Genomic DNA, 19,033 nt, shown 5'->3' with positions numbered 1-19,033 from the left:
TTCGGAAGTTGCCAGATCGGTCATCTGACGATTCCAATCTGCCCCCTACCGCTGGAACGACGCTGAAACGGCGCTGGAACGGGAGCCGTTACAGCGCCGGGTCCTGGCGCAGGATCGCCGTGTGCAGATCGCGCAGCGGGCCGCTGGGATCGGCGCCCAGTTCCGACGCCAGCACCGTGCGCACGTTCTCGAAGACGGTCAGGGCCCGGCCCGCCAGGCCCTGACGGTAGTACGCGAGCATCAGCAGCTCGTACACCTGCTCGTCCAGCGGGTGCTCGCGCACCGCCGGCGTCAGCAGGTCCACGGCCCGGGCGGACTGCCGGGTCAGCAGATGGGCCCGGGCCAGCATCTTCGTGGCCCGCAGCCGCAATTGCCCCAGATGCTGGGCCTGGACCTCGAACCACGGGTGACTCTCCACGTCTCCCAGGGGTTCTCCGTGCCAGAGGGCGAGCGCCTCGGTGAGGGGACGCACGCCGGCGGCCGTCGGCGGGCCGTCGCCCTGGGCCCGGATCAGGTGCTCGGCCAGACCGGCGTCGACCGCCGTGCGGGGCAGGTCGAGCACGTACCCCTGCCCCTGGCTGATGATCCGTGCCGCGGGGCCCAGCACCCGGCGCAGGTAGGAGACGTGACTCTGCAGGGTGTTGGCCGCGGTGCGGGGAACCTTGTCACCCCAGACGATGTCGACGAGGCGGTCGGCCCCGACGAGCTCGCCGGCGTTCAGCGCCAGCACACTCAGCACCGTCCGGCGGCGCCGGCCCGGGATCACCTGGGCCACCCCGTCCACCACGATCCCGGCCGGGCCCAGCAGGCGGATCCGAATGTCCGCACTCATCGCGATATCAGTGGACGTCGTGGCCGGCCGGGGATTTCGGGCCGGGGTGGACGTCGGGGACGGCTGTGCGGGCAGGACCATCCGGAACCGGTCCGCCTCCCGCGCGGCGGCCGCCAGCAGGCCCGGGGCCTCCGCGCGCTCCTGGGGGTTGCCGTACCGCAGCAGCGCGTGGCCCAGCCGGTGCAGCGAAAGGCAGTGGGCCGGCCAGTGACCCAGCGCCAGATTGCCCCGCACCGCCCGGCGCAGGTGGTCGATCCCGGCCGGGACGTCACCCACCGTCAGGGCGGCCAGCCCGAGCGACTGGTGGGCCGACCCGAAGCAGGTGATGGCCAGGCTGCCGCAGATCGGCAGGTCCTGGTGCGATGCCAGCAGACGGTAGACCGTCGACGCCAGTTCCCTGTCCTGCAACCGGAACGCGGCCTCGGCCGCGCCGTTCACGGTCACCAGCCAGGCACTCGAGGCCGGGACGGCACTCAGCCCCGAACCGCTCAGCCCCGAACCACCCAGCCGGGCCACGGCCCCGGCCGCGACCAGGTCGTCACCGGCGGCCACGGCCGAGACCGCGAGCGCCGAGAACAGCGAATCGTCCTGCACGCCGAGAGCGTACGAGTCGACCTCGGCCCTCAGTACCGGCAGGAGTTCCCCCAGCCGGCCCTGGAACCAGCGGATCGTGATCAGCTGCCCGCGGTACCAGCCGCTCGCGTCGGCGTCACCGCAGCGTTCACCCAGCACCGCGCACTCGGCGGCCATTGCCTCGGCCCTGTCCAGTTGCCCGTCGCGGATCGCCAGCATCACCTCGATGGCCGCGGCGACGTACCCGAAAGCCTGGTGGTCGTGCTGTTTCAGGGCCTCGCGGAGCCGGGCGAGCGAGCGCCCGGCGTGCGGGTCACCGCCCAGGAACTGGTCGACGGTCAGCCAGAGCATCCCGGCCAGCGCGTCGCCGGGGCGGTCGGAGCGCCCCGCGGTGAGCAGGAGTTCCTCGGCCAGCCGGGTGCGCAGGGCACCGTGCTGCGGACCGAGCAGACAGTGGTGGGCCAGGCTCAGCACGGTCGCCAGGAGCTGCGGATCCCCGGCCCGCCGGGCCTGGTCGAGCGCCTCCAGGACGCGGTCATGGGTACCGTCCAGGTAGTCCCGTTCGGCGGCCACCCGGGCCCGCAGAGCCAGGGCCAGGCCGCACGGGGTGCCCGGCTGCTGCGCGCACCATTCCTGCCGGGCGAGAATCCGGGCCCGCAGCACGTCCTCGCGGTACTCGTGCACCCAGATGCCTCCCAGGCCGAGGGCGGACTCCGCCCTCTCCCGGGGCAGGTTCTCCCGGTCCGCCCGGGTCCAGGCCTCCTCGAAGCGGCGCCGGGCCTCCCGCAGGTCTCCCTCGGTCCACAGGGCGTGCCGGCCCTGCGCAATCAGGTCCGTGACAGTGGTCCGGGTCGATGGCTGTGTGGTCGTTTTCGGCCCCCTCAGTGATCTTCGACACCCGGCCTGATGATCCGCCGATGCGGACGGGCGCATCCCGGAATTGCCCGAAGACGAGGCCCTGAGCCCGGAGCGCATCAGGAGCGGGGCCGGGGGCTCCCACTGCTTCTGATCGCGGCCGTAGAGTTCGGTGGGTGAGCACACGCCCGGCCGCGGTGGCCCTGCTACCCGCCGAACCCGGCGTCTACCGGTTCCGCGACGACGCCGGCCAGGTGCTGTACGTCGGGCGGGCCGTGCACCTGCGCCGACGCGTCGGCTCGTACTGGGGCGACCTGCGCGACCGGCCCCGGCTGCGCCGGATGATGCCGCAGGTGGCCCGGATCGAGGCCCTGGTCTGCGATTCCGGGCACGAGGCGGCCTGGGCCGAGCGCAATCTGCTGGAACACCGCAAGCCGCGCTGGAACCGGGTGCGCGGGGGCCTGGAGTCACCGGTCTGGCTGCGGCTGGACGATTCCCCGGTGGCGCCCCGTCTGGACTTCACGTTCCGGCCCGACCCCGACGACGGTCGGCTCTACTTCGGGCCGTACCTGGGCTCGACCCGGGCGAGGACCGCGATCTCCGCCCTGGCCCGCTGCTATCCCCTGGCCTACACCGGTTCCCGGCTGATCGGGGCGCAGCGTGATCTGGCCGCGACCCGGGGCGTGACCGCGCTGGACCGGCCGGCCCTGCTCGCGACGGTCACGGCCGTGCTCGCCCGTTCCGGCGAGGCGGTGCCGAGCGCGCTGAAGGAACTCCAGGTGCGTCGCGACGCCGCCGCGGGTGAGCTGCTCTTCGAGCTGGCGGCCCGGATCCAGGACGAGCTCGAGGCCCTGACCTGGGTCACCTCACCCCAGCGGGCGACCGTTCCCGGCGGTGCCGACGCCGACCTCATCGGCTGGAGCGACGGCATGCAGTTCCGGCTCCGGGTGAAGGCCGGGCGGATCTACGACTGGCACCAGAAAGCTACTCCGGCACAGGCCGGGCACTGCGGTGAGTGGTCACCGTTCCTGCGCCGCAACGCTGGCCTGGCCGCGAAACTGGCGGCCCACCCGGTGGGGTGAGCTCGCCCCGGACGTCAGACCAGTCGCAGCCCCAGCACCGCGCAGTCGTCGTCCGGAGCCTTGCTGATCAGGTCCTGCAGCACCCGGTCGAGGGCTTCCTTCAGAGGCAGGCCCCGATGCTCGGCAGCGCTGGCCATCAGGCGCCGCTGCCCCTCGGCCAGGGTCCGGCCGGGCCGCTGGATCAGGCCGTCGGTATAGAGGATGAGTGTGTCACCGCGGTTCAGCTCGGCCCGGCGGGTCTGCCGGGGCAGATCCAGGGGAATACCGAGCAGCAGGTCGGGCGCACCGGCCAGGAGCTCGGTCGTGCCGTCCGCCCGGATCAGGACGGGCTGCGGATGACCGGCGCTGGCCCAGGCCAGACGCCCCGCCGTCGGCTCCCCGGGATGGCGGTGGAGCATGGCCAGCACCAGCGTGGAGCAGGTGGCCAGGCCGAGCCGCGTCAGCGCCCGGTCCAGACGAGTGATCATCTCCGCCGGCGGCCGGGGACTGTCGACCAGCAGGCCCCGCAGCACACTGCGCACCTGACCCATCGTGGCGGCGGCGTCGATGTCGTGACCGGCCACGTCCCCGATGACGACGGCCAGGTTCTCCGGGCCCTCGTCGTCCTCGGTCGGCATCGCGACCGCGTCGTACCAGTCACCACCGACCTGGTTGGAGCTGGCCGCCGGTACGTAGCGGGCCGCGAGCTCGAGATCGGCCCGGGTGGGCAGGGTGGTCAGCATGGCGTGCTGAAGGGTGGCCGCCGCGCTGCGGCGTTCCTGGAGCAGGATGGCGCGGTCCAGCGCGGTGGAGGCGTAATGGGAGAGCGCGGTGACGATCTCCACGACGTCGGACTCCGGCTGCTCGGCCGCCTCGGCCACGTTCCGCGCGTCGACTCTGCTGGCCCAGGTCAGGGCCAGCCGACCGGGCAGCGAACCGGACAGGGGAACGTGCACCGTACGCCCCGCCCCGTCGCCGTCGCGGTCCAGGAGCACCTCGCTCCCGGCCAGATCGAAGTCCGCGCTCTCGGCGTCCAGGTAGGTGATCGCCGCTTCCTGAACCACCCGGATCACGCTGTCGACGGTCGTCGTGGCCGTCAGCGCCTCGGAGAGCGACAGCAGCAGGCGGGACTGCCGATCGGCGCGCTCGGAGGCCGCGGTGCGCAGCTCCGACAACTTCTGGGCGGCGCGCGCCGAGTCGCCGTCGGACTCGGCGGCAGCCCGGGCCGTCTCCGCCTCTTCCTGACGAGAGCGGGCCTGCGCTTGCGAGTCCCGCAGGTCCAGTTCGGCCGAGCAGGCGGCGCCCAGGCCGGTCAGAAGGTGGATGTCCCGATCGGACCAGGCGCGGGGTTCACTGTCGACAGCGCACAGGGCCCCGACGATCCGGCCACCCCGGCTGAGTGGCACCCCCAGGTAGGCAACCAGGTCCAGCTCTTCGATGGACGGGCTGTGGCTGGTGCGCTCGTCCAGCCGGGCGTCGGGGACGGCGACAGGCACTCCCCCCTCCACCACCAGCAGGCACACCGAGTACACCAGCGGGGTCCAGCGCTGGCTCTGCCACGGTTCCGGCAGGCCCGATGCGCCGGGGAGGGTCTGAGCATGCTCGGTCAGGATCGAGACGATCGCGGCCGGGGTGTTCAGCACGTCACGCACCAGCTGGGTGTACCGGTCGAGGCTGAGCCAGCCCCCGCGCTCCACCACGGACCTGGACGCCGTCAACTCATCCACGCTGCGATCCCGGTCCACGCCAACAATTCTGCACGGGATGATTATCATGCACTGATTCCAGAAAAGGGATCAGTGACCGGCCGGGATCTACGCCCGGGGCCCTCTCGTACAGTGACAGGATGTCCGAAATTCATGATCGGCGCATCCGGACGGGCGGGCACTCATGAATGACGAGAAAGACGCCGGCATGGCGGGACAACGCCCCAGACATCTGCAGTCAGTCGGTCCGGACGGCCCCCCTCAGAGTCGGCGGCAGCCGCGAGCCCAGGGCGATGTGTCGGTCTACGACCAGGACGGCTACGTGGTCGTACTGCTGCACGGCAGCATCGACATCGATCAGACCCAGGAACTCGAGGAGGCCGGCGGTTACGCGATCGAGCGGGACATGCCGATCATGATCGATGTGCGGCACGTGGCCATGATCGACTCCGTGGGCATCTCCTTCCTGGTCCGGGTGGCAGCCTCGGTCCGCGCTCAGGGCGGCACGATCACCCTGTGCGGTCCCGCACCCCTGGTGGAGGAGATGCTGTCGGTCGCCGGGGCCGGCACGCTTTTCGCGTGGGTCGAAGGCCGTTCGGGTCCCGATGGCCTTCCCACCCCCTGAACCCGCATCCGGCAGGTGATCGCCGCTCGGGCAGGCCGCCGCGCGGCCTGCCCGAGTGCCGTCTAGTCTGGCCGTACGAGGCTGACCTTGCTTTCAGGTTCTCTTCCGCGCCCGGCCCGGCCGAGTAGGGCGCCTTGACGACCGGCTAGGAGCTTCGTCATTTCCTTCCTGCCTCAGGAACGCCCACCCGAGGTCCTGCGCACTGTCCAGGGGGCGTGGCCAGTCCCCGGCTATGCGGCCCTGGGCCCCACGCGTCTGTCGATGACCGCCTTGTGCGTGCGGGAACCCCCTCTGGTGATGCCCGACACCTATCCCTTGATGGCCGCACCGGGGCGGCGACTGGAAGTGGTGTTCACCGAGCTGGCGGGTAACGCCCTGCGTCACGCCCACCAGCCCGTCCGGGCCTGGCTCCACTCGACGGCCCAGGCCTGGCTGATCGGTATCGACGATGCGGCCCCAGAACTCCAGCCCTCGGTCGGCACCCCGGTCACCGACCAGATCGGCGGGCGGGGTCTGGCCATCGTGCTCTCGCTCACCTCCAGTGCCGGCTGGTACGTCGACAACGGTGTGAAGACAGTCTGGGCCGAGGTTCCGGACACACCACCGGCAAAGCTGCTCGAACTGCTCGAGCAGCCTCGCTCAGGACTTTCCCGCTCCGACAGCGACCCGGCCGCGGCTCCCTCCGACCAGGCCTGATCAGACGCGACCAGACCCGGCCGGACGAGGTCAGACCGGCGTCCGCAGGTGCACCAGCCACGGCCAGGGCTCCACGACCGACGGGGAGTACGCCGGTTTCGGGTCGGGCCAGGCCGCCAGGGACGTGGCCGCCGTCAGGCCGACCAGGGTGAGCAGCACCAGGCCGTAGTTGCCGTTGCCGAACCACACGGCCGGGTACCCGATCCACGGGATGCGCAGGGCAGCCACCCCCAGCACGTTGCCGGCCGGGACCGGCACCGGGTCCACGCTCGGGTTCGCATCGCCCTTGGTGGTCAGGGAACCGTCGTCGTGAATCTCCTTGATCCGGTGCGAGACCACGCGTTCCGGTCGCGACGGATCCTGGAACAGCACCACCATGCCCGGTTCCAGGGAGTCGGGATCGGCCTCACGGGAGACGAGCACATCGCCCACGTCCACCTGGGGAGTCATCGAGCCCGAGACCACGGCGTGCGTGGACATCCCCAGCGCCATCGGCAGGACCGCCCAGACGAGCAGTCCCCCGGCGATCGCGAGCGCCACGATCGAGAGGAGCTGGCCGATGGAGAGCAGGCCGCTCCCGAAACGTCGGACGGTCATCAGAGGCTCGATGCCGTCCAGGTGAAACCGACGCCCGCGGTCTTGTTCTGGGCGTTGTTGTTGTCCTGGAGGACGTAGCTGAACCGGTAGCGCTTCTGCTGCCCGGTACTCGCACTGTTCCAGTTGATGTCGACCCCCGGTGCCGCCAGCCCGCTCACCTTGGTCGCCAGGGTGGTCGCCGCGGGCAGGATCTCGACCGCCGTCATACCGCTGGCCGCGTCGCAGGTCCCGGTCAGCCCGACCTCCTCGATCTTGAAGGTGAGGTACTGCGCCAGGTCGTTCGCACCCGCGGTCGTGGTGTCCGTGTAGGCCGCTGAGAGCTTGACACTTCCCGGCAGCGTGCCGCCGTAGGTGACGGTGATGCAGTTCTGCGCCGAGGCGCCGGGCGAGAGCGCGGTCGCGGTGAACAGCGCCGAGCCGGCGTCGTTGTCGCTGATCGACACCGACCCGGACTGGAAACTGTTGCCGAGGTTGTCGGTCGAGGCGGTGAACGCCGCGTACGAGGTGTGCCACACGAGCAACCCGCTGACCAGCACGCCCGAGAGGACGGCAGCCGGAACGGCGACCCGCCGACGGGTTGCTGCGCGCATGATGAGTCCTCACGGGTCGGGCCGGGAGATCCCTGATGGATCACGGCCGGTCTCTGGTGCGCAGCCCCTGTCGTCCATCGGGTCACGAGGTTGACGGAGTGTGGCCGTTCGGGACAACGATCACTTCATTCGGAGCAGCCGTGCCCCGAACGGCTCCGAGCGGTAACCGGGTCCGACGGCCCCTTACCGGGACGAAACGCCATCACCGCTCATCCACCGCAGGATCGGGGCGACGACCAGATCCGCCGGCACCTGGTACCCACCCGCGTCCGGATGCGCCCCGTCGCCCTCGTGGACCTGCCGCCGCCACACGGGGTCCGGCACGGTCAGCGGGAAGGTCGGCACGAACAGGATCGACAGGGGTGCCGCCCCCCGCCCCAGCACCACACTCGCAGGCGGAACTGGCGCAACGGGCCGCGCGGGCCTCGGTGTACTCGGCCCTTGCGCAGACCCGGCCCCCGACGATCGGTTACGCGCTCACCGACTCCCCCGCAGCGCTGCCGGCGTGGATCGGCGAGAAGCTGCTGACCTGGACCGACGGCGAGATCCTGACCCGGCGGCAGATCTTCGACAACCTCAGCCTGTACTGGTTCACGCGCAGCGCCTCCTCGGCCCGGCTCTACGCGGAGAGCATCGCCGAGGTCGGCGCCTGGTTCATCGACCCGCGGAACGACGTGCCGACGGCGGCCACGGTGTTCCCGCGCGAGGTGCCACGACCCTCCAGGCGCTGGGCCGGGAGGACGTCCGCGCAGATCGTGCACTGGGGCGAACCGGCGCGGGGTGGGCACTTCGGCGCGTGGGAGCAGCCTGACGTCTTCGTGCAGGAAGTGTGCAAGAGCTTGCAGAGTATGAAAAAGGCCCGGGGCCGCGTTGTCTCGCGGAGCCCGGGCCGATACTGATCAATGCCGTACTACAGCGCCGCACGCAGGCTTTCGAGCACCCGTTCGGCATCCCAGGAGTAGTCGTAGTTCTCGGAGAGGCAGTCGTCGTCGATGCATTTCATCACGGCGGAAAGTGCCTGACGTGCGCGTTCATTGAGCACGACGGACACGTACCCGGTCTGCGCGTCGCGGGTGACCGCGACGACCGGTTCGGACTCTTCGGCGACTTCTTCGTCCTCGAACTCGCTCTCGAAGAGATCGTCGCGGGAAAGCATTGGGCTCAGGGCATTCACGATGAACCTCCAGTAAAGGCTGACGACACAACGTCAGGTCCTCCTGGTCCCATCCTCCGGATATTGGGCGATTTGGCAACCGGGAGGCCGTGATCCGCGCCACGTTCGAGCCCGTTTGAGCTCAGCGGGTCGAGCGGGCCGGATCCACCGATCCACCTCCGCGCCGGGCACAGCTCCCGAGGTCAGCCCGGTAATGCCCGGCCGGGACGAATGCGGCCGACCACGTAGCGCACCCATCTCGTACGTGAGCGGGTTCACGTGGCCGGCCGGGAGAAGATCAGCCGTCAGCCGGCCTTCCGCACTCCGTCGTAGTGGGCCCGGGACTCCAGCACCCCGGGCATGTGCTGCTTGGCCCACTCCTCCAGCCCGAGCAGCAGCGGCTCCAGCGTGCGCCCGGCCGCGGTGAGCTCGTAGACCACCCGGGGCGGCACCTCGGCGAAGGCCTGCCGCACGATCAGCCCGTCGCGTTCCAGGGCCTTCAGCGTCTGCGACAGCATCTTCGGCGAGATTCCCCCGACCTGGTCGGCCAGGTCGCGGTAGCGCGCCGGGCCGGCGGAGAGGACGCCGATGATCAGGATCGTCCAGCGGTCGCCGATCCGGTCGACGAGCCCCCGGCTGGGGCAGTCCGGGCTGTACGGGTCGAACGGCCGATCCTGGTTCACGACATCCTCTCCGACACAAGAAAGCTCAGTAAGCCACACCGATGCGCTCGCGCCGGTGCACGCCCGCCTCGATCTCATCAACATAGGCGATGGCGTAGTCGTCGCCCGAAACGGTTTCGGCGCCGGGCAGCAGCACGTCGCCACCGACCCGGAAACTGCCCGTGCGCTCACCCGGGTTCCAGGAACCGAAGGCCGGGGCCGGGCTGACGTAGAACCAGTCCAGGCCGGCGTCGCTCTCCCGCAGCGCCCCGAGAATTGCCTGGTGGCTGAGCGCCTCGCCCTTGTACGCGTCCGGGAAATCCGCGGACTCGACCAGGGCCGGGCCACCCTCGGCGACCTTCAGCGAACCGGCCCCACCGACGAAGCTCAGACGGGCACCGTTCTCGATCGAGAGCTGGGTGAGCAGCGGCAGCGCGTCGATCAGCTTCGGCTCGCCCTCCTCGCCCGGCTCCGCCCGCAGCGCCACGACGATCTGCTGGGCACCCTTCACCGCGTCCGCGACGAACGCGGCGTCGTGGATCGAGCCGGTGAGCACCTGGATCCGGCCGTCCACGCCCTTCGCGTGCCGGGCGACGCCGACCACCTCGTGACCGCGGGACACGAGCTCGGCCCCGATCCGGCTACCGGCGTATCCCGTGACTCCGAAAACAACGACCTTGGCCACGACGGGCCTCCCTACTTGCTGGCGGATAGCTACTACCTGAAAGATAGTAAGAAGACGGGCGCGAGCGCCAGCGGCCGGACGGGTGTGTCGGGTGGATCACTCGGGAGCTGTGCAAAACCTGTGCGACAGCAGACAGCATAGGACGCCGGTGGTCACCACCGGCGTCCTGTGCTGGAATTCGGGTCGGGACGGTTCAGGCCACCGAGAAGCCGCCGTCCACGAAGACGGTCTGCCCGGTCACGTAGGCGGAGGCGTTCGAGGCCAGCCAGACCGCGACGCCCGCGAAGTCGGGAAGTTCACCGTTACGCAGCATCTGGGTGCGGGCGGCGAGCGCCTCGGACCGACCGGGGATGGCGAAAGTGGGCTCGGTCAGCGGGGTTCGCACGAATCCGGGGCCGACGGCGTTGCAGCACACGCCCCGCGACGACCAGGCCTCGGACTGGGAACGGGTGAGGCCGGTGACCGCGGCCTTGGAGATGCCGTAGGCGCCGCTGTTGCCGAACGCCCGCACGGACTGCTGCGAGGCGATGTTGATGATGCGGCCCCAGCCGCGTTCGGCCATCGACGGGCCGAGGGCCTGGCCGAGCAGAAAGGCGGCGTCGACGTTGACGGCCATCGTGCGGTCGTAGTCGGCCGTGGTGAGCTCGTCCATCGGGGGCCGCAGGTTCAGCCCGGCCGCATGCACCAGAATGTCGACGGGACCGAACCGGGTCACCGCCTGCTCGGCCACGCGCGCCACGTCGTCACGGTCGGAGAGGTCGGCCGTGATCCAGCCGGCCTCCACGCCGTCTTCCCGCAGTCGTTCAGAGTTCTCCCGTAGTTGCGCCTCACGACGCGCCACGAGAATCACCTGTGCACCGGCCCGGCCGATCGCCTCGGCCATGCTCAGCCCGATTCCAGAGCTGGAGCCCGTGATCAGCGCCGTGCGCCCGGCACAGGAGAAGAGTTTTTCCACTGCGGGATGCATGCCGGTCAACCTAGGGGGAACGACCGGCCCGCGGTCAATCGGGTTTCGATCAGTTCCCGGCGGCGCGGTACTGCTCGAGCACGGTCGAGGAGATACGGCCACGGGCGGAGACCTCGATGCCGTTACTGGCGGCCCAGGCGCGCACAGCAGCGGTGTCGACGTCGGTGGCGACCTTACGGATGGTGCGGCCGGACTTGGTGAGACGACGCGCGCTCTCGGTCCAGGGCTCGAAAGCCTGGCGCAATTTCGCGGCGTTCTTGTCGGTCACGTCGATCTCATAGGTCTTGCCGTCGAGCGAGAACGTGACCGTCTCGGCCGCGGGCTTTCCGTTGAGGTCGTCGGTGAATTCCACAATTGTTCTCTGCGCCATGAGCAGAGCATAGGGCGAGATTCTGGCAAGGAGTAATTCGGGGTGGTCGTCGACTAATTGCCGAGGGCACCATTCACCCGGACGGACCAGGCGACTACGCAGACGGACGTTTTATCCGGGTCCGGCATTCGCGATGCCCCCGTTCCGTCGAATGTCACCGTCATTCGCGTCGATCGGACGGCCCGGATTCCGGTTCCAGATGCCAGGGACGATCGGGGCGGGTGCGTCGCGCACCGGCGGTCACCCTCACCGCGTGCACCGCATGTTCGGGCCGTTCCCCGACCTGCCCCAGGTATTCATGACCGGTGAGATGACACCACGACGGCAGGTCGATGGGCGCGGCCGGATCGGTGGTGAGCACGTGCACGACCGTGCCCGGATCCGCCTGCGCCACCACACCGCGCAGCTTGATCAGCAGGCGCACGCAGAGCATCCCGGTGCCGTCGACGACGAGGGGCTCGGTCATGTCCGGGTGAGCGTTTCAGCGCGCCCGGCGGCGGTCGGACACCACGTACGAGGCCGCGGCGGTGAGGGCCGAGACCGTGAGCACCGAGGGCCAGGCTCCGATCTTCTTGGCCAGGGGGTGGCTGAGGCCGAAGGCCCCGACGTAGGTGGCCACCAGTGCACCGGTGGTCACCGGCCCGGTCGTGCGGGCCCATTCCCGGCCGGCCAGCGCCCCTCCGGCCGCGAGCACCACACCACCCAGGGGCCGGACCCCGGTGCGGCGGGCGACCTGCCAGCCCCCGATCAGAGAACCTGCCGTGACCGCTGCCGTGGGAAGACGCATGTCGCGACCGTAACACCGCCCCCTCACCCAGGGGGCCTGGGGCCCCAAAGGCCCACGTCGTCCCTCATTCTGACCTCAGCGCACCGGAGGTCGCCCGCCCGATCGCCGCCATCTGCGGGTTGTCCGCGGAGTTCGCGAGGAAGACCAGGGCGAACGCGGCGGCCCAGGCCCGGGCCCGGATCACCCGGGTCTCGTCGAGAAAGGGCACAGCCCGCGCGTACTGGTCCCAGAACACGTCCCGGGCCGGCGCCGGGACGAGCATCCAGGCCACGGCCAGGTCGGTGGCCGGATCGCCCGCGGTGACGTCTCCGAAGTCGATGACCGCTCCGATCCGCCCCTCCCGTACCAGGACATTGGCCGGATGTAGATCGCCGTGCAGCCAGACCGGCTCGTGCGGCCAGGGTTTCGCCGACCGGCCGGCTTCCAGCGCTTCGATCAGATGCCCGGTGTCGCTCAGGAGGGACGCGTTGTGGTCGTCGAGCTCCCGGCGATCGAGCAGAGGGACGCCCCGGGTCCGGTGCGTGGGCGCGTGCGGCGGCGCGGGGTGATGCAGGGCCCCGAGAAACGCTCCCAGCGCGAGCGCCGTTCCCCCCGGGTCGATCTCGGCGCTCGTGCCGTCGCCCGACACCACCGGGCGGCCCGGCAGCCACGGGGTGAGACTCCAGGAGTAGGGGTAGAAGGACGTGGGGACGCCGGTGCGCACCGGCACGGGAACCGCGAGCGGCAGGCGCGGGGCCAGTTGGGGAAGCCAGGCCTGTTCGGCGAGAACCAGTTTCGCGGCCTGCTCACGACGGGGAAGGCGGGCCAGGAGATCGTCGCCGACCCGGGCGATGACGTTGTCCCAGCCGTTCGCGAGCACGGTGACTGGCTCGTGCGCCATGTCGGTATGCTGCTCGCGCAGCAACCGCCGCACCGTGTCGGCGGTGATCTCCACGTCGGAGGCGGGCGTTCGTGACACACCCCCATCATGTCACCGGTCTTCGTAGGCGGTGCGGCTCTTCTCGATGTGCGGGACGTGGTCGACGGCCCATTCGGCCAGGGCCAGGGCGGGAGTGATCAGGCTCCGCCCGGTCGCGGTGAGCTCGTACTCCACCCGGGGCGGCACCTCGGCGTACACCGTGCGCGAGACCAGGCCGTCACGCTCCAGGTTGCGCAGAGTCAGGGTGAGCATGCGCTGCGAGATACCGGGAATCTGCTGGTGCAGGTCGGTGAACCGCAGCCGGCCGTGGTCGATGGTCGCGACCACGAGAAGGGTCCATTTGTTGGCGATCCGATCCAGGACCGCGCGCAGCGTGCGCCCGCCGTCACCCCGGATCCGACAGGTGCGTCCGTACTCCGACATGACCACTCCCGAGGGTCTCAGGCACACGCGTGTGCCTTTTGTAACGCTTCCCTGACTCCCTCATGATGCTGTCACTTCCGATCGGTAACTGTCATGCTCAAGGAGCTGTCATGAACATCGCCTACTGGATCCTGGCGGGCCTGCTGGCCGTCTTCTACCTCTACGCCGGAGGGAAGAAGGTGACCCAGAGCCAGGAACAGCTGATGCCGATGATGGGCTGGGTCGACACGGTGCCCATGCCCCTGGTGCGCACGATCGGCGTGCTCGAGGTGCTCGGTGCCCTCGGCCTGATCCTGCCGCCGCTCACCGGCATCGCCCCGGTCCTCGCGGTGGCGGCCGCGATCGGCCTGGCCCTGATCCAGATCGGCGGCACGGTCACCCACCTCTCCCGCGGCGAGACCGGCGTGATCGGGCTGAATCTGGTGCTGCTGGCGATGGCGGTGGTGACAGCCTGGCTGGGAACGACGTGGCTCTGAGCGGTAGGGATGAGCACTGAGCCCTGGGTGCCCCCCAACCTTCCGTGATCATGCAAAACCTCCCCGGAGTTCTAGAACTCTCAGAGCGACAGTTCTAGAACTTCGGGGAGGTTTTGCATGATCACGACAAGATGGGGGCGGGGGTTCTGAGCAGTTTTGCCGGGCCGGCTTCTCGCAGCAGGGTTGTCATCAGGGCCGCCGGCTGGGGGCGGCACAGGTGGTAGCCCTGGCCGTAGGCGATGCCCAGATCGGCCAGGCGCTCGCGCTGGGGCTCGGTCTCGATGCCCTCGGCCACCACGTCGACCTTGAGCGAGCGGGCCAGGGCCACGATCCCCTCGAGCAGGGGTGAGGTCTGCGCGGTCTGCAGGTTGCAGGTGATCGAGCGGTCGAGCTTGAGCTGGCGCACCGGATAGCGGTGAAGGTAGGCCAGCGAGGTGTAGCCGATACCGAAGTCGTCCAGGCTCACGCGCACCCCCGCCTCGGTGAGCAGGGCCAGGGCCAGAGCACCCGCCTCGGGCGGGAGTTCGTCGTGCTCGGTGATCTCCAGGTGCAGCTGCGAGGCCCGCACCCCGGCACACGCCAGTGACTCCAGCGTGGCGTCGGCCAGGCGGGGATCGAGCATGCTGGTGCGCCCCAGGTTCACGCTGACGTAGATCGAGCCGATGCCCTCGGCCTCCCAGGCGGCGACCTGGCCGAGCGCCTCCTGCAGCACCCAGCGGTCGAGTTCACCGGCCAGGCCGGAGGTCTCGGCCAGACCGAAGAAGTCGTCGGGGCGCACCAGGCCGCGCTCGGCGTGCCGCCAGCGCATCAGCGCCTCGCAGCCGGTGATCAGGCCGGTACCGAGTTCGACCAGCGGCTGGTAGTAGACCTCGAAGACGCCGGCCGTGGTGTCTCCGTCCATCGTGCGGCGCAGATCCGTGAGCATGGCCTGACGGCCGAGCACCTGCTCGCGCTGCTTCGGGTCGTACACCACCACGGTGTTCCGGCCCGCGGCCTTGGCCGAGTAGAGGGCGATGTCCGCCTCGGTCAGCACCTCGGCCTCGTCGCGCCCCGGAACGCTGACCTCGGTGACGCCGAAGCTGGCCCGCACCGGCATCTCGTGACCGGCGACCGTGAACGGGGCCGTGAACACCCGCTCGCGGATCGCGTCGACGGGCAGGTGGCCGGGCGGGAGCATGAGCAGGAACTCGTCACCGCCGGGCCGGGCGATGACCGCGCCGGGCCCGAGCTGACCGCGCAGCCGGCGGGCGATCTGGACCAGCAGGTCGTCACCCGCGTAGTGCCCGAACGTGTCGTTGACCTGCTTGAAGTCGTCGATGTCGAGGAGGGCCACCAGCCAGGGCCGCTGCGGTGACGGATTCAGCTCCAGGAAGGCCCGCACCATCCCGCGGCGGTTGAGAAGGCCGGTGTACCAGTCCCGCTCGATCAGGCGCTCGTTGTCGAGCACCGCGGCGGCCCCCCGCACCAGCGCCACGAGGGCCACCAGCACCCCGGTCAGCACGTAGACCAGGCCGGGCAGCCGGCCGGCGTCGTCCCCGTCCACCAGGTAGAGCAGCACCGGAACGACCGCGAGCGGCATCAGCGCGATCAGGCGCGACGACTCGGAACGACGACGAAGTAGGGACGCGGGCGAGAAGGCCGCCCGCATCGAGGGTTCCAGCGGGGCCCAGACGAACAACCCGACGGCGACCGCGGCCGCCACCCGGCCGAACAGCGCATGCGCCGGGGCCCGCTCACCCGTCCCGACCACGACCACCAGATCGTTGACGAGAGTCAGGAAGGCGGCCGCCACGCCCAGGAAGATGCTGCGTGGCACCCGGTCCCGGGAGATCAGGAACCGCACCAGCAGACCGCCGAGCACCACGTCCACGACCGGGACGACCGCGGCCGTGACCGAGACCCCGTGGGGCAGGGCCTGCACGGTCGCCACCGTCTGGGCGACCACCACGCCGAAGACGCCGACGAGGAGCAGCAGGTCGGCGTACCGGGACAACCGGTCACCGCGCCTGCCGAACTCCTCGACGGCGCCTGGGAAGGAGATGCACCGTGTCTTCCCGCCAGCAACATCAATGACACCCGCACTCGCACCGCTGTTCGCCGCACCGCTGTTCACCGCACCGCTGTTCACCGCACCGCTAATACCCGCACCACTGTTACCGACACCGCTGTTACCTACACCGCTGACAACCGCACCGCCAGTACCCGCGTCCTCAATTCCCGCCGTACCCGCACCCTCACCGCGGCGCCGGATCCAGAACAGCCGGACCACGACGCCCACCGCACAGACCTGTCCCGCCGACACCAGCACCGCACTGAACGCCATACCGCTTCCGAAGAACAGGTCGGCCAGACCCGCACCGCCCCACAACGCCAGCATTCCCGCGACCAGGCCCCAGGCGATCCACTCGGCGGGCCGGTACCAGGCGATTCCACCGAGCGTCGTACCCACGGCGACCCACGTCCCGGTCAGCAGCAACCACGGCTGCAGATCCGGGTGACCGGCCATGACGACCAGCGTGAGAAGCCCCAGAAGAGGGAGGACGAGCGGTAGGGGCCGGGCCGCCAGGACGCCCGTCGTCTCCTTCATGCCCACCAGGTCGGCCGGGCCCGACCCGAATCAAGTACACAGCGTCACGGGATCTGCCACGGCCGCGGGCAGTTGAACCGAACGGCCCAGCGGCGACCGGCGATGTGTGCACGCAGCGGCAGGAACCTCAGCGCCCCGCGGGCACGACCCCGGCCAGACCGTCCGCCACCTCGGCGAAGAGGTCGAACACCCCGGGCCTCGACACCACCCGGCTGTTGACGATGACCTCGTCCACCCCGAGCTCGCCCAGTCTCGCCAGCCGCTCGACAGCCTGCTCCGGGGTCTGGCTGCCCTCGGCCGCGCCGTCCCGGGTGAGGAACAGGTTGCTCAGCACGGTCTTGTGGATCTGCGCGTAGTCCCGGCCGACCGCTTCGCAGTGCCCCCGCAGCACGGCGAGCTTGTGCGGGATCACGGCCGGGTCCGGACCGTCGAACAGGTTGCCGGCGTCGCCGTACCGGGCGAGCAGGCGCAGGGTCTTCTTCTCGCCGCCACCACCGATGAGGATCTTCGGCCGGTTCACGGCCGGCGGGTGGTTCAGGGGCCGTTCCAGCCGGTAGTACTTGCCCTCGAAGGGGCTCTCGTCGCCGTCCCACATCCGGTGCGCGATCTGCAGCGTCTCCTCCAGCCGCTCGAACCGCTCGGCCGTCGGGGGATAGGGCACCCCGAGACCCCGGTGTTCCTCCTCGTTCCAGGCCGCGCCGATCCCGAGGCAGGCCCGGCCCCCGGAGAGCACGTCGAGCGTGGTGACGGTCTTGATCAGCAGGCCCGGGTGCCGGTACGTCACGCCCGTCACCAGCGTGCCGAGCGTGATCCGCTCGGTCAGGGCGGCCGCGTAGCCCAGCGCGGTGTAGGCCTCGAGCATCTCCCCTTCCGGGGCGCCGAAGATCTGGAAGAAGTGGTCCATCACCCAGAGACTCGACAGCCCCGCCTGATCGGCGTCGCGGGCGATCCGCCCGAACGTCTTCCCGATCTCCGCGCGGCCACCGTCCCAGGTGAATTTGGGCACCTGAAGTCCGATTCGCATAGGCGCCAGGATGCCAGGCCGGGGACAAAAGGCGGCGGGGCCGGAACACCGAGAAGTGATCCGGCCCCGCCGTGAGACATGGCTCAGAAGTGCAGCAGCGGGTCGAGCGCGACCGCCAGGAAGACCACGGTCAGGTAGGTGATCGAGCCGTGGAACAGCCGCATCGGCTTGAGCTCGGCCTCCTGCCGCTTGGCCCGGCCGTACAGCCGGTGCGCCTCCAGCAGGAAGTACCCACCGGACAGGACCGCGCCGATCGTGTAGAGCCAGCCGGTGTCGGCGGCCGGGATCAGCAGGAACGACCAGAGCACCATGGCCCACGAGTAGATGACGATCTGCCGGCCGACCACGACCGGGTCGGCGACCACGGGCAGCATCGGCACGCCGGCCTTGGCGTAGTCCTCGCGGTACTTGATGGACAGCGGCCAGTAGTGCGGCGGGGTCCACAGGAAGACGATGCCGAACAGTACGAACGGGGCCCAGTCGAGGCTGTTCGTGACGGCCGACCAGCCGATCAGCGTGGGCAGGCAGCCCGCCACGCCGCCCCACACGATGTTCTGCGGGGTGCGGCGTTTCAGGATCATCGTGTAACCCACGACGTACAGCAGGATGGCCGCCAGGCCGAGCAGCGCCGAGAGCACGTTGACCAGCACGGCCAGCACCACGACGGAGATCGCGCCCAGGGCCAGCCCGAAGGTGAGGGCGCCGCGGGGGCTCACCTCACCGGTCACCAGCGGGCGGTTGCCGGTGCGCTTCATCTCCGCGTCGATGTCGCGGTCGATGTACATGTTCAGCGCGTTGGCACTGCCCGCGGCCAGGGACCCCCCGAACAGGGTGGCGAGGACCAGCCACAGCGACGGCACGCCCCGCTCGGCGAGCATCATCGCCGGCACGGTGGTGACGAGCAGCAGTTCGATGATGCGGGGCTTGGTCAGCGCGACGTAGGCGAGCACCGTGCGGCGCATCGTGAGGCTGCGTCTGGCGCGGACGAGGAAGAGCTCGCTCTCACCCGTCAGTTCCGGGAAGGCGGCCCTCAGCGCGGGCACGGTCGGGACATGCGTTGGCGGCGCCGTCAGCCCCGAGGCCGGTGCCGGGCGAGGTTCGACTGCAGTCACAATTCCCTCGATGTTCAGATTCGGACGGTCGTCACTCTACGCGGGGCCCTCGGCTCTTCCGACGCGGCACCCCGTAACCCTTTCAGAAGCTCGGCAGAACGTCCGGGTAACCCTAGTGATGCGCCGGGGCGATCCGCGATCGCGGTGTCTGCGCAGTTCAGGACGGGCGCCTGCGTTCCGAAACGGTCAGCGGGCGGATGTCACACCCACCCCTCGTGACCTCGTTGTCGTCGGGCTGACGTAAAATCTGTCCGGACACCAACGGTGCCAGCTCACCTGCAAGAGTTCACCCGCGTCTGGAACGGCTGGGTATACCTGCCGGGTCTAGGCTCG

Annotated in this window: 22 protein-coding genes; 5 read left to right on the top strand and 17 right to left on the bottom strand. The window is 70.1% G+C overall.

All coding sequences use genetic code 11. The features are described from left to right. Window positions 1–88 precede the first annotated feature (88 nt). Window positions 89–2,338: a BTAD domain-containing putative transcriptional regulator gene (locus LR393_RS04520; RefSeq protein WP_231481822.1), complete on the bottom strand. Its 2,250-nt coding sequence runs from the start codon at window positions 2,336–2,338 to the stop codon at window positions 89–91. 98 nt (window positions 2,339–2,436) lie between these two features. Here LR393_RS04520 and LR393_RS04515 point away from each other — a divergent pair, with 98 nt between their 5' ends. Continuing rightward, entirely contained in the window at window positions 2,437–3,342 is a 906-nt protein-coding gene (locus LR393_RS04515) for a GIY-YIG nuclease family protein (protein ID WP_231481816.1), read from the top strand. 14 nt (window positions 3,343–3,356) lie between these two features. Here the strand turns inward: LR393_RS04515 and LR393_RS04510 are convergent, their stop codons facing one another. Continuing rightward, entirely contained in the window at window positions 3,357–5,048 is a 1,692-nt protein-coding gene (locus tag LR393_RS04510; protein ID WP_231481814.1) for a GAF domain-containing SpoIIE family protein phosphatase, read from the bottom strand. A 274-nt stretch (window positions 5,049–5,322) separates the two neighbouring features. Between LR393_RS04510 and LR393_RS04505 the strand changes: the two genes are divergently transcribed. Next, window positions 5,323–5,652, top strand: a complete 330-nt coding sequence (locus LR393_RS04505; protein ID WP_231481812.1) for an STAS domain-containing protein — start codon at window positions 5,323–5,325, stop codon at window positions 5,650–5,652. A gap of 276 nt (window positions 5,653–5,928) precedes the next feature. Next, on the top strand, window positions 5,929–6,348 hold the full coding sequence (locus LR393_RS04500) for an ATP-binding protein (protein ID WP_231481806.1): 420 nt from the start codon (window positions 5,929–5,931) through the stop codon (window positions 6,346–6,348). A gap of 30 nt (window positions 6,349–6,378) precedes the next feature. On the opposite strand, the gene LR393_RS04495 is transcribed toward LR393_RS04500, so the two are convergent. The 3 genes from LR393_RS04495 to LR393_RS04485 all read right to left on the bottom strand — a co-directional run bounded on the left by LR393_RS04495 (window position 6,379) and on the right by LR393_RS04485 (window position 7,880). Next, complete coding sequence (locus LR393_RS04495) at window positions 6,379–6,945, bottom strand: signal peptidase I (protein ID WP_231481805.1); 567 nt, start codon at window positions 6,943–6,945, stop codon at window positions 6,379–6,381. Next, window positions 6,945–7,535, bottom strand: coding sequence for a hypothetical protein (locus tag LR393_RS04490; RefSeq protein WP_231481803.1), 591 nt, complete (start codon window positions 7,533–7,535; stop codon window positions 6,945–6,947). Before LR393_RS04490 ends, LR393_RS04495 begins: the two co-directional genes overlap by 1 nt. 183 nt (window positions 7,536–7,718) lie before the next feature. Further along, window positions 7,719–7,880, bottom strand: coding sequence for a hypothetical protein (locus LR393_RS04485; protein WP_231481802.1), 162 nt, complete (start codon window positions 7,878–7,880; stop codon window positions 7,719–7,721). A 17-nt stretch (window positions 7,881–7,897) separates the two neighbouring features. On the opposite strand from LR393_RS04485, the gene LR393_RS04480 reads away from it, so the two are divergent. Next, on the top strand, window positions 7,898–8,434 hold the full coding sequence (locus LR393_RS04480; protein ID WP_231481801.1) for a hypothetical protein: 537 nt from the start codon (window positions 7,898–7,900) through the stop codon (window positions 8,432–8,434). 11 nt (window positions 8,435–8,445) lie between these two features. Here LR393_RS04480 and LR393_RS04475 read toward each other — a convergent pair whose 3' ends face one another. The 9 genes from LR393_RS04475 to LR393_RS04435 all read right to left on the bottom strand — a co-directional run bounded on the left by LR393_RS04475 (window position 8,446) and on the right by LR393_RS04435 (window position 13,501). Continuing rightward, complete coding sequence (locus LR393_RS04475) at window positions 8,446–8,709, bottom strand: hypothetical protein (protein ID WP_231481799.1); 264 nt, start codon at window positions 8,707–8,709, stop codon at window positions 8,446–8,448. A 284-nt stretch (window positions 8,710–8,993) separates the two neighbouring features. Beyond that, entirely contained in the window at window positions 8,994–9,371 is a 378-nt protein-coding gene (locus tag LR393_RS04470; RefSeq protein WP_231481797.1) for a winged helix-turn-helix transcriptional regulator, read from the bottom strand. 25 nt (window positions 9,372–9,396) lie between these two features. After that, window positions 9,397–10,035: an NAD(P)-dependent oxidoreductase gene (locus LR393_RS04465; protein ID WP_231481796.1), complete on the bottom strand. Its 639-nt coding sequence runs from the start codon at window positions 10,033–10,035 to the stop codon at window positions 9,397–9,399. Window positions 10,036–10,228: 193 nt separating this feature from the next. Continuing rightward, window positions 10,229–11,002: an SDR family NAD(P)-dependent oxidoreductase gene (locus tag LR393_RS04460; protein ID WP_231481791.1), complete on the bottom strand. Its 774-nt coding sequence runs from the start codon at window positions 11,000–11,002 to the stop codon at window positions 10,229–10,231. 49 nt (window positions 11,003–11,051) lie between these two features. Beyond that, window positions 11,052–11,372: a histone-like nucleoid-structuring protein Lsr2 gene (locus LR393_RS04455; protein WP_231481783.1), complete on the bottom strand. Its 321-nt coding sequence runs from the start codon at window positions 11,370–11,372 to the stop codon at window positions 11,052–11,054. 160 nt (window positions 11,373–11,532) lie between these two features. Beyond that, window positions 11,533–11,838: a sulfurtransferase TusA family protein gene (locus tag LR393_RS04450; protein WP_231481781.1), complete on the bottom strand. Its 306-nt coding sequence runs from the start codon at window positions 11,836–11,838 to the stop codon at window positions 11,533–11,535. Between the two features lie 15 nt (window positions 11,839–11,853). Then, on the bottom strand, window positions 11,854–12,159 hold the full coding sequence (locus LR393_RS04445) for a hypothetical protein (protein ID WP_231481780.1): 306 nt from the start codon (window positions 12,157–12,159) through the stop codon (window positions 11,854–11,856). 64 nt (window positions 12,160–12,223) lie between these two features. Further along, entirely contained in the window at window positions 12,224–13,117 is an 894-nt protein-coding gene (locus LR393_RS04440) for an aminoglycoside phosphotransferase family protein (protein WP_231481778.1), read from the bottom strand. 12 nt (window positions 13,118–13,129) lie between these two features. Beyond that, window positions 13,130–13,501, bottom strand: a complete 372-nt coding sequence (locus LR393_RS04435; RefSeq protein WP_231481777.1) for a winged helix-turn-helix transcriptional regulator — start codon at window positions 13,499–13,501, stop codon at window positions 13,130–13,132. 110 nt (window positions 13,502–13,611) lie between these two features. On the opposite strand from LR393_RS04435, the gene LR393_RS04430 reads away from it, so the two are divergent. After that, window positions 13,612–13,977: a DoxX family protein gene (locus tag LR393_RS04430; RefSeq protein WP_231481773.1), complete on the top strand. Its 366-nt coding sequence runs from the start codon at window positions 13,612–13,614 to the stop codon at window positions 13,975–13,977. A 121-nt stretch (window positions 13,978–14,098) separates the two neighbouring features. Here the strand turns inward: LR393_RS04430 and LR393_RS04425 are convergent, their stop codons facing one another. From LR393_RS04425 to LR393_RS04415, 3 genes are all read right to left on the bottom strand, one after another. Next, window positions 14,099–16,564 (bottom strand): EAL domain-containing protein, encoded by a 2,466-nt coding sequence (locus LR393_RS04425; protein WP_231481772.1) that lies wholly within the window; start codon window positions 16,562–16,564, stop codon window positions 14,099–14,101. 127 nt (window positions 16,565–16,691) lie between these two features. Then, window positions 16,692–17,588: an LLM class F420-dependent oxidoreductase gene (locus LR393_RS04420; RefSeq protein WP_231481770.1), complete on the bottom strand. Its 897-nt coding sequence runs from the start codon at window positions 17,586–17,588 to the stop codon at window positions 16,692–16,694. Between the two features lie 83 nt (window positions 17,589–17,671). Continuing rightward, window positions 17,672–18,718: a heme o synthase gene (locus LR393_RS04415; RefSeq protein ID WP_407937288.1), complete on the bottom strand. Its 1,047-nt coding sequence runs from the start codon at window positions 18,716–18,718 to the stop codon at window positions 17,672–17,674. Window positions 18,719–19,033: the final 315 nt, after the last annotated feature.

Source organism: Kineosporia mesophila, assembly GCF_021129235.1.
Taxonomy (GTDB): domain Bacteria; phylum Actinomycetota; class Actinomycetes; order Actinomycetales; family Kineosporiaceae; genus Kineosporia; species Kineosporia mesophila.
The sequence above is the reverse complement of the archived record's forward strand: the minus strand, read 5'-3'. Positions and strand labels throughout refer to the sequence as shown.